The following is a 14,732-nucleotide window of genomic DNA, read 5'->3' on the forward strand; positions in this document are numbered from 1 at the left end:
GAAAGCCACCCACCATGGACTTCACCCTCCCCGAGACCGCCGAGGACATTCGCGGCCTCGCCCGCGACATCGCCGCCAAGGTCAGCACTCCCGAACGGGTCGCCGAGCTGGAGGCATCCGACGCCCCGATCGACACCGAACTCTGGCGCGAGTTCGGTGCGGCCGGGCTGCTCGGACTCGAGGTGCCCGCCGCGCTCGCCGGCGACCGCGGCGGTGACCTCGGCGCCATCGAGAACTCCGTGGTCGCCGAGGAACTCGGTCGCGCACTGGCGCGCGTCCCGTTCGGGGTGCATGCCTGTGCGGCGTTGCCGGTGCTCGCTGCGCGCGGCCCACGGTCGTTGCAGACATCGCTGCTCCGCCACGCGGCCGGCGGCGAGTCGGTCGTGACCGTGGCGTTCGAAGAGGACCTCGGTGTCGATGTGAACGCACCCACCGCCGGCGCGCGGATCTCCGATGATCGCGTGATCCTCGACGGCACCAAGGTCAACGTCCCCTACGCCACCGCGGCCCAGTTCCTGATCGTGAACGCCACCGGCCCGGACGGCCCGCTCGCGGTGGTCGTGCCGACCGACGCGCCGGGTGTGCGGATCACCGACACCGCCTCTACCGGCAAGAGCCCCACCGGCGAGGTGGAACTCGCCGACGTCACGGTCGACGCCGATCATGTGCTCGACGGCGGTGCTGCGGCCGTCCGGGACGTCGCCGAACGCCTCACTCTGGCGATCTGCGCCGAACAGTCCGGCGTGGTGACTCGCGCGTTGGAGCTGACCGCCGAATATGCCCGAGAGCGCGAGCAGTTCGGCCGCGCGATCGGTTCCTTCCAGGCGGTGGCACAGCGACTGGCCGATGGATACATCGACGCACAAGGACTGTCGTTGACCACCACCCAGGCCGCCTGGATGCTCGCGAACTTCTTCTCCGACGCCCCCACCGGCACCAAAGCCGACCTGCGGACCGCGATCGCCACCGCGAAGTTCTGGGCCACCGAGGCCGGTCACCGCGTCGCGCACACCGCTGTCCATGTCCACGGCGGCGTGGGACTCGACACCAGCCACCCGGTGCATCGATATTTCCTGCGCGCCAAGCAGAACGAATTCACCTTGGGTTCGGCACCCGTGGTGTTGGCGGCGATCGGCGCCGACCTGGCAGCGACGCCGGTGTGACCCTCGCCGAACTACTCCTCACGATCGCCGACGTCGACGACCGCGGTCTGCATCACGAGCACGGATTCGTCTCGTGGCGTGAGCATGTCGCCGAATCCGCTGCGCGCGGCGCCGCGTTGCGCGGACTCCTCCCCGACGGCGCGCCACCGCACGTCGGGGTGTTGATGGACAACACACCAGAGTTCAGTTACCTGCTCGGTGCCGCCGCTCTGGGATCGTTTGTGCTGGTGGGGCTCAACACCACGCGACGTGGCGCGGCGTTGGCCGCCGACATCCGCCGGTCCGATTGTCAGATCGTGTTGACCGACAGTCGATGTCGGCATCTGCTCGCCGACGTCGAACCGGGGATTCCGGTGCTCGATGTCACCCGCTGGTCGAGTAGCCGCGCGAGCGAAGCGAGCCGGCGTATCCGCTGGATTGAGCTTGTCGAAATCGAGACCCCCGCACCCGACGATCTGATGATGCTGATCTTCACCTCGGGCACCACCGGCGACCCGAAGGCCGTGCGCTGCACCCAGCGCACCTTCGCCCAGAGCGGCGCGATGCTGGCCGAGCGCTTCGACATCGGCCGCGACGACGTCGTCTACCTGTCGATGCCGATGTTCCACTCCAACGCGGTGATCGCCGGGTGGTCGGTCGCGCTGGCCGGCGGGGCATCGATCGCATTGCGGGAGCGCTTCTCCGCCGGCGGTTTTCTGCCCGACGTCCGGCGCTTCGGCATCACCTTCGCCAACTACGTCGGCAAGCCGCTCAACTATGTCCTCGCCACCCCCGAATCACCCGACGACGCCGACAACACCCTGCGCATCATGTACGGCAACGAGGCCTCGGCCCGCGACCGGGCACGTTTCGCCGACCGGTTCGGATGCCGCGTCGTGGACGGATTCGGTTCCACCGAGGGCGGCGTTGCGATCACCCGCACCCCCGACACCCCACCGGACGCACTCGGACCGTTGCGCGCGCCGACGTGCGTGGTGGACCCGGAGACGGGTGAACCGGTGGCCGTCGGCGAGGTGGGCGAGATCGTCAATTCGTCGGGTGCCGGGCTGTTCAGCGGCTACTACAACGATCCCGACGCCACCGCCGATCGCATGCGCGGGGGCATCTACCACACCGGCGACCTCGGCTGGGTCGACGATGCCGGCTTCCTGCACTTCGCCGGCCGGCTCGGTGACTGGCTGCGGGTGGACGGGGAGAATCTCGGCACCGGACCGATCGAGCGCATCCTGCTGCGCCACCGCGCCGTTCGGCAGGTCGCCGTCTACGGCATCCCGGTGGAGATCGGCGATGAGATCGAGGCGGTGTTGGTGGTCGACAACTCCCTCGACCCCGAAGACTTCAACGAGTTCCTCAGCCGCCAGGGCGATCTCGGGCCGAAGCAGTGGCCGCACCGGGTACGCCTGACCCACGAACTACCCGACACCGCGACATTCAAGACAGTCAAACGCCGGCTGCGCGAGACATCGGGCCCGCCGACCTGGGTTCGGCGTGACGGGGCCTATGTGGCGCCGGCCATCAGTTCATCGTCCTGAGGTCGGTATCCCAGCGCGGCACCAGGGCGTCCACGCGGCAATAATCGTCGCGTTCCGACGCTGCGACCGCAGGCGGATACCGGCGGAACGGCTACATCCGCGCCCAGCGCGACATCACGAAGCAGTACACGCCGTAGGCGGCCAGCCCGATGGCGGCGAGGATCAGCAAGAGCTGTCCGGCCGGCAGTCCGGCGAGTGTCTTGACCGCTGCATCCATACCCGCCGCTTTCGTCGGGTCGGCGCGGATCGCCGCGACGATGACCAGCACCCCGGCGCCCCCGATGACCACGCCCTTGGCCGCGTAGCCGATGATGCCGGTGGTGGTGACGATCTCTCCCCCGCCCCTGCGCAGGTCATCGAGGAAGTTGCGGGTGACGCCCTTGTAGACGAAGTAGCCGCCGACCGCGAGGATCACCAGCCCGACGATGACGAGCAGCACCTTGCCGCCGGTGTGCTGCATCAGTCGAGCACTCATGCTCGCGTTCTGCCGGCCCGACGACTCACCGCTCCCCATCGCGAAGTTCGCCGCCGACCAGGCGAGACCGAAGTAGAGGATACAGAGCGCCAGCGCTTTCCCGCGGTCGAACCATCCGCTGAGTCCGTCGTCTCCCGAACCGGACTCGTTGGCCTTGCCGCCGAGGATGGCCTCGGCCAGCCGCCACAATGCGAGCGCCACGAACGCCACTGCGGCCACCCACAGGGCCACCTGACCGCCCGGTTCGCCGGCGAACACCGCCAGGGCACCCGAATTGTCGGCGCTACCGCCGTCGCCGAAGGCGATCCGCACCACGATGTAGGCGATGAGCAGGTGGAGCAGACCGGTCACGATGTAGCCGGCGCGCGCCGCTCGCTCGAACCACGGGCTGTCGGTGACGCGGTCGACGGTCTGCTTGGCCTGATTGTGGGTCATCGGTGTCCGTTCCGTTCGGGGTGAGGGTGATCGGCCCTCGCGTGCACAACGCCACGGATATCCGATTCACCCCGGAACGAAACGGACGTTCAGCCCACCGGCGTCGTCAACGTTTTGTTCATCCGGGCGATCGCCTGCTCGTACTCCGTCACCAGGCCGTCGATGAGTTCTGCGACCGGGGTGATCTCGTTGCAGCGACCGACGATCTGACCGGCGGGCATGGCGACCACCTCCGGGTCGTCGGCCGCCGAGATCCGGGCATGTGCTTCGCCGACGAGGAGGTTCTGCAGGGGCATCGGCAACGGCTCGGGTGCTCCGGGGGCGTCCCAGGCGTCGGTCCACTTGGTCTTGAGCAGGCGGGCCGGTTTTCCCGAGTAGATGCGCCGGCGCACGGTGTCGCGTGAGGTCGCCTTCAGCAGCGCCTGCTGGACGGTGGAGGGTCCGTCGGCGTCGGGCGCCATGCCGAGTTTGTATTCGGCCGCGGTCAGCCAGTAGGTGCCCATCCAGACGCCTTGGGCGCCAAGGGCGATCGCAGCCGCCATCTGCCGGCCGCTGCCCACTCCACCCGCGGCCAGCACGGGTGCCGAATCGCCCAGTGCGTCCACCAGTTCGGGCCACAGGATCATCGAGGTGACCTCGCCGGTGTGCCCACCACCCTCATAGCCCTGCGCGATCACGATGTCCACGCCCGCCTGCACGTGGTGCAACGCATGTTCCTTCGCGCCGGCCAGCGCCGCGACGAGCAGGCCGTTGTCGTGGGATGTCGCGATGACGTCCTCCGGTGGGGAACCCAGTGCGTTCGCGATCAGCTTGATCTGCCCGTACTTTCGGGTGTGTTCCATCGCGACGTCCACGTGGGATCGAGCGACGGAGTGCAGCCAGCCGAGCACTCCGGCGTTGACCCGGTCGCCGTTGGGCAGCGGCGGCACACCGAGGTCGTCGAGGGTGCGTTCGACGAAGGCGCGGTGCTCGGGCGGGATCATCGAGTCCAGATCCATCTTGCTGCCCTCGGTGGGCACCTTCGCCGGCATCACGATGTCCACCCCGAACGGTTTGCCGTCGGTGTTCTCGTGCATCCACTCGAGGACCTCGTCGAGTTCGTCTGCCTCGTTGAACCGCACACAGCCCAGCACGCCCAGGCCGCCGGCGCGGCTGATCGCCGCCGCCACATGCTGGCTCGGGGTGAAGCCGAAGATCGGATAGTCGATGCCGAAGCGTTCGGTCAGTTCGGTACGCATGTCAGCTCTTTCCGGCGCTACAGCGCCTCGTCGGCGGTGCGCTGCGCGGTGACCGCGCTACCCCACCGGTAGTCGGGTTTGCCCGCAGGCGAACGTTTGATCTCCTCGACGAACCAGACGCTGCGCGGACATTTGTAGCCCGCGAGCTCTTTGCGGACCACGTCGTTGAGCTCGGCGAGCGACGGCCGGGCCCCGTCGCGGGTGGCGATCACCGCGGCCACCCGCTGACCCCAGCGATCGTCGGGCACTCCCACCACGACGGTGTCGAAGACGTCGTGATGGGCCTTGAGCGCACCTTCGACCTCCTCGGGGAAGACCTTCTCGCCGCCGGTGTTGATCGACACCGAGCCCCGGCCGAGCATCGTGATGGTGCCGTCGGATTCCAGCTGCGCGTGGTCACCGGGCAGTGAGTACCGGACGCCGTCGAACTCCTTGAAGGTCTTGGCCGACTTCTCCGGATCGTTGTGGTAGCGCAACGGCACATGCCCGGAACGCGCCAGCACACCGATCTCACCGCTGCCGGGCTCCACCGGGGTGCCGTCCTCACGCAGCACATGGGTTTCGCTGTCTGCCTTGACCCGCGGACCGCCGCTGTGCGGGGCGCCCTTGGCCACCACGCTCATCCCGCCGAACCCGGTCTCCGACGACCCGATCGCGTCGACGATGACCGCGTTGGGGAACCGGTCGACGAACTGGTCCTTGATGCTGGGCGAGAACAGGCAGGCCGACGATGCGATGGATACGACCGACGACAGATCGTGGCTGTCCTTCTCGGCCAGCGCCTCGATCATCGGCCGGCCCATGGCGTCGCCGGTGATGAAGATGACGTTCACCCCATGTCGTTCGACGATGTCCCAGGCCGCGCCGCCATTGAACTCGGGATAGACGACGGCCTTGCCGCCGGCAAAGAGCGACTGGAAGATGGCCCACTGCGATCCGCCGTGGATGAAGGGCGGGATCGGGAATCGGACCAGCTGCCCTCCGGCCGCCCCGTCCTGCGCGAGTTTCCACTCGTCGGCCACGGGTTCACTGGTGTACCAGTCGATTCCGCCCCCGAGCACACGCCACACGTCCTCCTGGCGCCACACCACGCCCTTGGGTTTGCCGGTGGTGCCACCGGTGTAGAGCATGTAGAGGTCGTCGTTGCTGCGCTCGTCGAAGTCGCGCTCGGTGGATGACCCGGCGATCGCATCCTCGAATCGAATGGTGTCCTCGTAACCTTCGCAGCTCAACGTCGCATCGGTGCCGTGTTCACTCGACCCGCTCGCTTCGCTCCCGGCGCCGTCCTCAATCGCGATCCGATGCTCGATCGACGGTGCATTCGGCAACGTGTTGCAGACGCGTTCGCAGAACTGGCGCTCGTGGATCAGCACCTTCATCCCGGAGTCGGTGAAGATGTGCTCGAGTTCGGCCTCCACGTAGCGGTAGTTGACGTTCACCATCACCGCGCGGGCCTTGAAGACGGCGACCATCGACTCGACCGCCTCGATGGTGTTCCTGCTGTACAGGCCCACCCGATCACCGGGTTGCACACCGAGTTCGCGCAGTTTGTGTGCCAGCGCATTGGACCGCGCTTCCAACTCGGCGTAGGTGCGGGATCGGTCGCCGGATTCCAGGGCGGTGCGCTCGGGCATCAGATCGACGGCATGCTCGATGAGGTCGGCAATCGTGTAGGCCATGGATCAAAATTAGAACGTGTTATCGTTTTGAGCAAGCAGCAATCCGCACAGAGATCGCGAGGAACTCTCGATGACCACAGTTGCCGGTTCCGACACCGCCACCGAGCACGCTCCCGACTGCCTCGTCGAGAAGCGCGGGCATGTGTTGATCGTGACGATGAACCGCCCGCAGGCCCGCAACGCGCTGTCCGCGGAGATGATGCGCATCATGGTCGAGGCGTGGGATCAGGTCGACGCCGACCCCGATATCCGCGTCGCGATCCTGACCGGTGCGGGTGGCGCCTTCTGCGCGGGCATGGACCTCAAGGCGATGAACCAGAACTCGCCCGGCGACACCGCCGAGGCGGGCACCTGGAACCCAGCGAGTCTGCCCGCACTGCTGAAGGGCCGTCGACTCACCAAGCCGCTGATCGCCGCGGTCGAGGGGCCGGCCATCGCCGGCGGCACCGAGATCCTGCAGGGCACCGACATCCGCGTCGCCGGCGAGAGCGCGAAGTTCGGTGTGGCCGAGGCACGCTGGGGACTGTTCCCACTGGGCGGCAGCGCGGTACGCCTCCCCCGGCAGATCCCGTACACCATCGCGGCCGACCTGTTGCTGACCGGACGCCACATCACCGCGGCGGAAGCCAAGGAGTACGGCCTGATCGGCTATGTGGTGCCCGACGGTTCGGCGTTGGACAAGGCGCTCGAGATCGCCGAGACGATCGCCGCCAACGGCCCGCTCGCCGTACAGGCCATCCTCAAGACGATGCGCGACACCGAGGGCATGCACGAACTCGACGCCTTCGAGATCGAGTCGAAGCTGGGCATCTCGGTGTTCAAGAGCAAGGACGCCAAGGTCGGTCCGCGGGCGTTCGCCAACAAGGAAAAGCCAGTCTTCACCGGCGAGTGATGCACCGGCCACCGATGGGCACCGCCCATGATTGACGCTCACCGATAGCGGGTACGCCCCTCTCGCGCAGAGGAGAGGAGGCACGCATGACATCCGATCAGCCAATGATCCCCGATCCGGCCGACTCGGTGAACCCGGAACTCACGACGTCCGTCGACGCCGAGGACCTCGACGAGGACCGACTCCAACTCGACCCGCTCGAGGACGGGATCGATCCACCCGAGGGGTGGTCAGCGGCCGACCGCACCGGGGTCACCACACGCGAGCAACGCGAGGGCGAGACACTCGACGAGCGGCTCGCCGAGGAAGAGCCCGACATCGACGAGGTGCCTGACGGCGACCTACAGACCGACGGCACAGGCGATTCCGAAATGGCTGCCATCGGCGGCCAGACTGCCGACGAGGCGGGCGGATCGATGGCGGCCGCACAACGCACCCCCGGATTCGACGAGCCACGATGACCGCGGCCGAGCACGAGACCACAACCGACCGCACCGGCTCGCCGGCCGACGAGCGCAGGCGCACGCTGGCGCTACCCGGCATCGTGCTCGGTGTCGGACTCGGCGGCTTCGTCGACGGGATCCTGCTGCATCAGTTGCTGCAGTGGCACCACATGCTCACCAGCACCGACGACGACCGCATCGGTGTGTCCTACTACTCGGCCGACACCGTGCACGGGCTGGAGATCAACACGGTGTGGGACGGTCTCTTTCACACCTTCACGTGGCTCGCGGTGTTGATCGGTCTGGCCTTGCTGTACTCGCGGGTCACCGACGCACGCCGTCGCTTGTGGACGTCGCGTGCGCTGTGGGGCTGGGTCCTGGTCGGCTGGGGCCTGTTCAACCTGGTGGAAGGCGTCATCGACCATCACATCCTGCGTATTCACCATGTACGCAGCGGTGAGCACCAGTTGCTGTGGGATCTCGGCTTCCTGTTGCTGGGTGCGCTGTTGGTGGTCGGCGGCTGGGCACTGCAACGCACCGCGCGGCCGATTCAGCCACGAGGGGCCGACGCCGTGCACGCCGACACATGATGGTGCTGGCGCACGGGAGCAGCACCTCGTTTCCGGTCGCGACCGTGGCCACCATCGGTCTCGCGGCTGTCGCCGTGGTCGTGTACTGCGCGGCCGCGCATCGCCGCCATCGTGAGGCTCGCGGCTGGAACCACTGGCGGACAGCAAGTTTCCTGGCCGGGATGGTCATCCTGGCGGTCGCGGTAGGTCCGGCAACGGCTCCCGGTTTCGGCAGCCACATGCTCGGCCATCTACTGATCGGCATGTTCGCGCCGCTGGCGATCGTGTTGTCGGCGCCGGTGACGTTGCTGTTGCGATCGGGCCCGCCGCAGGTGGGTCGCTTCGTCGGCCGCATCCTGCGGTCTTCGCCCGCGCACCTGGTCACCAACCCCATCGTGCTTCTCGTCGCCAACATCGGCGGCCTCGCCGCACTCTATTTCAGCCCCCTCTTCGCGATCTCGCAGCGGTCCGACATCGTGCACACGGCGATACACATCCACTTCTTCGTGGTCGGATATCTCTTCGCGTGGCTGATCGCCGGCCCTGATCCGGGGCCGGGGCGGCCAGGGGTCCGGGTTCGGTTGGTGGTGTTGGGTGTGGCGATCGCTGGTCACGCCGTCATCGCCCAACTGCTCTATGCCGGAGCATTCGTCGCCGTCGACGCACCGGCCGATGAGATCCGGGCCGGCGGGACCCTGATGTACTACTGGGGTGACATCGCCGAGATTCTGCTCGCTCTCGCGCTGCTGCTGACGTGGCGACCCGATCATCGACAGACCCATCGGCCCATTCGGCCGCGCCGGTCGTCCGGTATCAGCGCGCCGGCACCACGGCTGGATGGCGCCGCGGCTGCAGGTTGAGCTGGAAACCACGCGGCACCATCGTCAACCGCTCGTCGACCGCGAGCTCATAGTCCGGGTCACCCGACAACTCGTACCGATGCAGGATCCGGGCGAGCACCAGCACCGACTCGTGCAGCGCGAACTGCCGGCCGATGCACGCCCGCAGCCCGGCGCCGAACGGTTTGTAGCTGTGCGCCGGTCGCTTCTTGACGTTGGCCGGCAGGAAGCGGTCTGGGTCGTAGACGTCCGGGGCGTCCCACACCGACGGGTCGCGATGCACCAGCCCCAGCACGATCACCGCCCAGTCCTCCGGGCGCATCGGATATTTACCGCCCACCATGGTCTCCTCGCGCGGAGCACGGGCGAAGCCGGGGACGGTGGGCCAGATGCGCAGCGCCTCGTCGAGGCAGCGCCGGATGTAGCGGAATTTGGGGATCTGTTCGAAGGTCGGTACCGCATCCGGGTCATCGCCGAGTATCTCGTCGGCCTCTCGCCGCGCCTCGGCGAGACAGTGCGGGTTACGGGACAGGTAGTAGAGCGTGAACGACAGCGCCCCCGACGTCGTCTCGTGTCCGGCGACCAGGAACGTCAGGATCTGATAGCGAATGTTCAACGGTGACAATCGCTCCCCGGTCTCCGGGTGCGACGCGTTGAGCATGATGCCGAGTAGATCGTGATCGTCGGCGGAGCCCGACCGTTCGGCGATGAGAGCATCGAGCATCTCGTCGACGTAGGTCTGTTCGCCGGCATTGCGCCGGTCGATGAACCTGCCGAGCAGTGATCCGCCGGGGGCGGTCCGCAGACCACCCTTGCGCCGTCCGGTCTCCAGAGCACGGATCATCGCGCCGACGAACGGATGCGGCTGTGCACTGGTGAAGGACCCGAAGTCGTGACTGAACGCCGCGCGGCTCAGTGTCTCCATCGTCAGTTTCGTCATCGACTGCGTGACGTCCACCGGGCCGGATTGTCGTTGCCAGTAGTCGAAGAGTTCATCGGTGGTGGCCAACATGATCGGGTGATAGGACTGCATCGCCGACTTGGTGAATGCCGGCATCAGCAGCTCATGCGCGAGCTGCCAATTGGGTTCGTCGTTCTGGGCCGTGAACAGTCCGTCCCCGGCGTACTGACGCAACGCGGTGATCGCCGGCGGCAGCGCCTTGCAGAATCGGGTCTCGTCGCACAGTTCGGCGGTGAGCTCGGCGCTGGAGACGAACACGAAGTTCTGCCGGAAGATCCGCATCTCGAAGATGGGTCCGAGGTCGGCGCCCCACTCCAGCAGATCGAGAATCGGATGACGCGGGCTCGAGACACCGAGGTCGCCGATGATCGGTTTGCGTCGGCCGGCGTGCGGAAAGGTTTGCCCCGACCAGTCGTTCTTCACTGTCCTGACCACGATTCGACCCTGCGCCCGGGCGCGGGCGATGTCAATCCACCCAGGGTTGGATTCTGTCGATCCCGTAACCCCACCCTCTTGACACATCGCGTAATAGAGAGCAGTCTCCAATAAATGATGGATCTGCAGTTTGCGCAGTCCGTGCTCGAGGCCCAGCCATTCAGCCGGGTGATCGGCGCTCGGCTGACCCAGCTCGACCAGGACGGGGTGACGCTGGCCGTCGACGTCCGCGACGATCTGCGTCAGCAGTACGGCTACATCCACGGCGGGGTGTTGAGCTACCTCGCCGACAACGCGCTCACCTATGCCGCGGCGCTCGGCCTCGGTCCCGATATCGTCACCAGCGGGTTCTCGATCGAGTACTTGTCGCCCGCGCGCACCGGCAGCGAACTCGTCGCCCACGCCACCCTCGTGCACGCAGGACGCACGAAAGCCGTTGCGCGGTGCGTTATCAGCGTCGTCGACGCGGACGGGGGCCGGCGCGTGGTCGCCGCCGCGCAGGGCACGAGCATGGTTCGGAGTCGTGGGCCGAAAACCGCGCTTCAGCAGTGACGAGATCCTCGACGCGGCACTGGCGATCGTCATCGAATCCGGCCCCGCGGCGGCCACCGCAACCGCTGTCGGCAAGGCGATCGAGGCTCCGTCGGGCTCGGTGTATCACCGCTTTGCGACTCGCGACGAATTGATGGCCCGGTTGTGGCTGCGCACCATCGTTCGGTATCAGGAAGGTCTGGTCGCCGCCGTGCGCCTCGACGATGTCGCCGAGGGGGCCGGGGCCGCGGTTGCCCACTGCTTCGACTGGACAGCGGCACATCCCCGTGAATCGACGCTGTTACTCCAGTACGACAAACGCGACCTGCTGAACTCGTGGCCCGACACCCTGGCCGCCGACCTCACAGCCCACAACCACGCCACGCGCGAAGCGGTGCGCGACTACGCTCGACGACGCTTCGGCCGCGCCGATGCAGAGGTGATGGATCGCGTCACCTTCGCCCTCGTGGACCTGCCCTACGCCGCCGTGCGGCGCCACCTCCCCCACCGCGGCCGGCCGGCGGAGTGGTTGCGCGACTTCACACTACGGTCCGCCGAGGCGATCCTGGCCGAGGTTCCTGCGGACCTTCCGTGACGGCGAGAGCGGCTGTGGGCGCGCCCGTGCGTGCAAGACCACCCGCACGGTGTCACTGATGTGCCGATACCGAACTCTCACCGGCGTCCTGCGAGAAAATGGTTGCAACCATCGAACTTCCGCGTTACTCTCGAATATACGTTCGAACTGACGGGCTGGGGGGCTGCAGATTTGTCGGACATTGATCAGGTCACCGAGGTGGAGTCGCTGTATGCGCAGCTTCATGACCTGTTGGACCGGATCGATGCTGTCGACGTCACCCCTGCCCTGGACAGTTCAGTGCTCGCAGCCGCGGAACAGCATGAGCGTGCCTACCGCCGGATGTATGGGATCGGGCACCGCCGGATGATGGATTGCAACGACCGCGGCGTGGCCGGCCAACTCGGGTACCGCCATATCGGCGAGGTGATGGAGCACCATCTGCGGATGCCCGATCACCGCCGCCGCCTGAAGCATATGCGGGCGTTGGCCCAATTCCGTTCATTGCAAGGTGAACTCACCCCGCCACGGTATCCGACGTTGGCTGCGGTGGTCGCCGACGGTGCCGCCGCACCCGCGCACGTCGATGCCGTGGTGAAGGTGTTGAAGAAGATCCCGATGTCGGTGCCATTGGATGTCGCGGAGAAGGCCGAAGCGATGATGGCCGAGTTCGCCCGCACCCTGACACCCAAACAGATCCTCAAAGCCGGTGCCGAGTTACTGGGCCGGATCGACCCCGACGGCACCCTGGCCGACGAACGTGACCGCGCCCGCCGCCGCTCGGTGCTGGTCGCTGATCAAGACGATCAGTCGATGAGCGAGATCGAGGGTGCACTCACCCCGAAGGCACGCGCCATGCTCGATGTGATTCTGGCGAAAATGGCCGCCCCCGGGATGAACAACCCCGACGACGACCAGTCGCCGCGAGGCGCGAACACCGACGCCGACATCGCAGCGCTGAAAGAGGCTGCCGGCCGCGACCATCGGTCGACGGGACAACGCAACCACGACGCCCTCGAAGCCCTGTTCAAGCTGGTCCTCGACGGTGGGGTACTCGGCAAGAGTCACCGTGGTCTGCCGCCACACATCATCGTCAAGGTCAACGAAGCCGATCTACGTGACCGCGCCGGGTTCGGGCACACCGCGACCGGCACCCAACTACCCATGTCCGACATCATCGAGATGGCCGCCGAGGCGCAGTTCCACCTCGCGGTGTTCAAAGACCACACGGCCGAGCCGCTGTATCTGGGTACCGCCAAACGGTTGGCCAGCCGAGCGCAACGATTGATGCTGTTTGCCCAGGACGGCGGCGGTGGATGTTCCAAACCGGGCTGCCCGCGTCCGAGCGCGATCGTCGAAATCCATCACGCAGACAAGGATTGGGCCGACGGCGGAACCACCGACATCGACATGAACGCGCCTGCCTGCCCACCGCACAACCGGATGGTCGGCCCCAAACCCGGACAGTGGACCACCCGCATCATCCGCGAAGGTCGCGACGCCGGACGCGCCGGATGGTCGCTGAACCCACTCGACGGCAGCCCACCCGGACCACCCCAGGTCAACCGGGTGCACGAGGTCGGTGAACTGTTCGAACACTACCTACGCAACGGCACGATCAGCGAGGAACCGCAAGCCGCCGAACCCGAACCGCCACCGTCTGCGGCCGCAGCAGTTCGGCGCAAGCCGATCCCCCCGGCGCGGGCGGCGGCAAGTGCTCGACGACGAAAGCGCAAGCGACGTCGAACAAGTCACCAGGCCCGACGACGGCTGCTGGCTCGGGCGCGGTAACCACGCGGGACCTCTCGCGCGCCCGCCGATCAACCGCGCACGAAACTGCACGCGCGGTTGATCGCTGGGCGCGCGAGAATTTTGCCGCCGGTCACACCAGCGTCGCCAACTGCCGGATCGTTGCCACATCACGTGCGGTCACCATCAACATGCTCACGCCCGCGGCCTCCCACTGCTTGATCTGCGCACGCACCTCGTCGGCCGTGCCGGCGATCATCGTCTCGCGCACCATTTCGTCGGGGACCGCTGCCATCGCCTCGACCTTCCGGCCCTCGCGGAACAGCGCCCCGATCTCGTCGACGGCGTCGCCGTAGCCCATCCGCCGATACAGCTCGGCGTGAAAGTTCTTCTCCTTGGCGCCCATACCGCCGACGTAGAGCGCGGTCGACGGACGATATCGCTCGACCGCGGCGGACACGTCGTCGGTGATGACCACCTGCACCGTGGCCGCCACCTCGAAGTCGTCGCGAGTATGCCGCGCACCCGGCCGCGCGAAACCCTCGGCCAGCCACTGCTCGTACTGATCGGCCAGACGCAGGCTGTAGAAGATGGCTAGCCATCCGTCGGCGATCTCGGCGGTCTGCGCGACGTTCATGGGTCCCTCGGCGCCGAGCCAGATCGGGATGTCGGCGCGCAGCGGATGCGTGATCGACTTGAGCGGCTTGCCGAGTCCGCTCGATCCGGGCGACTCGGCCGGGTACGGCAGCGGGTAGTGCGGCCCACCGTTGGTCACCCGATCCTCGCGGGCCAGAACGTCGCGGATCACCTGGACGTACTCACGGGTGCGCGCCAACGGTTTCCCGAACGGTTGCCCGTACCACCCCTCGACCACCTGTGGCCCCGAGACGCCCAGGCCGATGATGTGCCGGCCGTTCGACAGGTGGTCGAGGGTCAGCGCCGCCATCGCCAGTGATGTCGGCGGCCGCGCGGACAGCTGCGAGACGGCCGTACCGAGTCGGATCCGCTCGGTCGCTGCTCCCCACCAGGCCAACGGAGTGTAGGTGTCCGATCCCCACGACTCGGCCGTGAACACCGCATCGAAGCCGGCGTCCTCCGCGGCCGCGATGAGCTCCGGGGCATTGCCGATGGGGCCGGCACCCCAGTATCCGAGCTGCAGTCCGAGCTTCACGTGGGCATCCTCCGCGGGTCTGTGACGTGCATCTTGTGCCTCAATA

Annotated in this window: 14 protein-coding genes; 9 read left to right on the forward strand and 5 right to left on the reverse strand. The window is 67.1% G+C overall.

Annotated elements, in window-relative coordinates:
• The first annotated feature begins 14 nt into the window (after nt 1-14).
• Entirely contained in the window at nt 15-1,163 is a 1,149-nt protein-coding gene (locus NWF22_RS06275; protein WP_160900120.1) for an acyl-CoA dehydrogenase family protein, read from the forward strand.
• Complete coding sequence (locus tag NWF22_RS06280; protein ID WP_160900119.1) at nt 1,160-2,695, forward strand: long-chain-fatty-acid--CoA ligase; 1,536 nt, start codon at nt 1,160-1,162, stop codon at nt 2,693-2,695. Before NWF22_RS06275 ends, NWF22_RS06280 begins: the two co-directional genes overlap by 4 nt.
• Before the next feature lie 91 nt (nt 2,696-2,786).
• Here the strand turns inward: NWF22_RS06280 and NWF22_RS06285 are convergent, their stop codons facing one another.
• From NWF22_RS06285 to NWF22_RS06295, 3 genes are all read right to left on the reverse strand, one after another.
• Entirely contained in the window at nt 2,787-3,605 is an 819-nt protein-coding gene (locus NWF22_RS06285; protein ID WP_160900118.1) for a DUF1206 domain-containing protein, read from the reverse strand.
• An 89-nt stretch (nt 3,606-3,694) separates the two neighbouring features.
• Nucleotides 3,695-4,843, reverse strand: a complete 1,149-nt coding sequence (locus NWF22_RS06290; RefSeq protein ID WP_160900117.1) for an NAD(P)H-dependent flavin oxidoreductase — start codon at nt 4,841-4,843, stop codon at nt 3,695-3,697.
• A 17-nt stretch (nt 4,844-4,860) separates the two neighbouring features.
• On the reverse strand, nt 4,861-6,522 hold the full coding sequence (locus NWF22_RS06295) for an acyl-CoA synthetase (protein ID WP_160900116.1): 1,662 nt from the start codon (nt 6,520-6,522) through the stop codon (nt 4,861-4,863).
• 70 nt (nt 6,523-6,592) lie between these two features.
• On the opposite strand from NWF22_RS06295, the gene NWF22_RS06300 reads away from it, so the two are divergent.
• The 4 genes from NWF22_RS06300 (at nt 6,593) to NWF22_RS06315 (ending at nt 9,286) form a co-directional block, all read left to right on the forward strand.
• Complete coding sequence (locus NWF22_RS06300; RefSeq protein ID WP_160900115.1) at nt 6,593-7,414, forward strand: crotonase/enoyl-CoA hydratase family protein; 822 nt, start codon at nt 6,593-6,595, stop codon at nt 7,412-7,414.
• A gap of 86 nt (nt 7,415-7,500) precedes the next feature.
• A complete protein-coding gene (locus tag NWF22_RS06305; protein WP_160900114.1) occupies nt 7,501-7,875 on the forward strand; it encodes a hypothetical protein in 375 nt (124 codons plus the stop codon).
• Nucleotides 7,872-8,447 carry a DUF2243 domain-containing protein gene (locus NWF22_RS06310; protein ID WP_160900113.1) on the forward strand — a complete coding sequence of 192 codons (576 nt, stop codon included), beginning with the start codon at nt 7,872-7,874 and terminating at the stop codon, nt 8,445-8,447. The genes NWF22_RS06305 and NWF22_RS06310 overlap by 4 nt, the downstream gene beginning before the upstream one ends.
• A 44-nt stretch (nt 8,448-8,491) precedes the next feature.
• Entirely contained in the window at nt 8,492-9,286 is a 795-nt protein-coding gene (locus NWF22_RS06315) for a cytochrome c oxidase assembly protein (protein WP_258321343.1), read from the forward strand.
• Here the strand turns inward: NWF22_RS06315 and NWF22_RS06320 are convergent.
• Nucleotides 9,240-10,661, reverse strand: a complete 1,422-nt coding sequence (locus NWF22_RS06320; protein ID WP_373691982.1) for a cytochrome P450 — start codon at nt 10,659-10,661, stop codon at nt 9,240-9,242. The two genes, NWF22_RS06315 and NWF22_RS06320, sit on opposite strands and share 47 nt — an antisense overlap.
• A 114-nt stretch (nt 10,662-10,775) precedes the next feature.
• On the opposite strand from NWF22_RS06320, the gene NWF22_RS06325 reads away from it, so the two are divergent.
• The 3 genes from NWF22_RS06325 (at nt 10,776) to NWF22_RS06335 (ending at nt 13,557) form a co-directional block, all read left to right on the forward strand.
• Nucleotides 10,776-11,213, forward strand: a complete 438-nt coding sequence (locus NWF22_RS06325) for a PaaI family thioesterase (RefSeq protein ID WP_160900111.1) — start codon at nt 10,776-10,778, stop codon at nt 11,211-11,213.
• Nucleotides 11,185-11,787: a TetR/AcrR family transcriptional regulator gene (locus NWF22_RS06330; protein WP_160900110.1), complete on the forward strand. Its 603-nt coding sequence runs from the start codon at nt 11,185-11,187 to the stop codon at nt 11,785-11,787. The genes NWF22_RS06325 and NWF22_RS06330 overlap by 29 nt, the downstream gene beginning before the upstream one ends.
• A 171-nt stretch (nt 11,788-11,958) precedes the next feature.
• Nucleotides 11,959-13,557, forward strand: coding sequence for an HNH endonuclease signature motif containing protein (locus NWF22_RS06335; protein WP_160900109.1), 1,599 nt, complete (start codon nt 11,959-11,961; stop codon nt 13,555-13,557).
• A 91-nt stretch (nt 13,558-13,648) separates the two neighbouring features.
• Here the strand turns inward: NWF22_RS06335 and NWF22_RS06340 are convergent, their stop codons facing one another.
• On the reverse strand, nt 13,649-14,686 hold the full coding sequence (locus NWF22_RS06340) for an LLM class F420-dependent oxidoreductase (protein ID WP_160900108.1): 1,038 nt from the start codon (nt 14,684-14,686) through the stop codon (nt 13,649-13,651).
• Nucleotides 14,687-14,732 lie beyond the last annotated feature (46 nt).

This window comes from Gordonia mangrovi, from assembly GCF_024734075.1.
Lineage (GTDB): Bacteria > Actinomycetota > Actinomycetes > Mycobacteriales > Mycobacteriaceae > Gordonia > Gordonia mangrovi.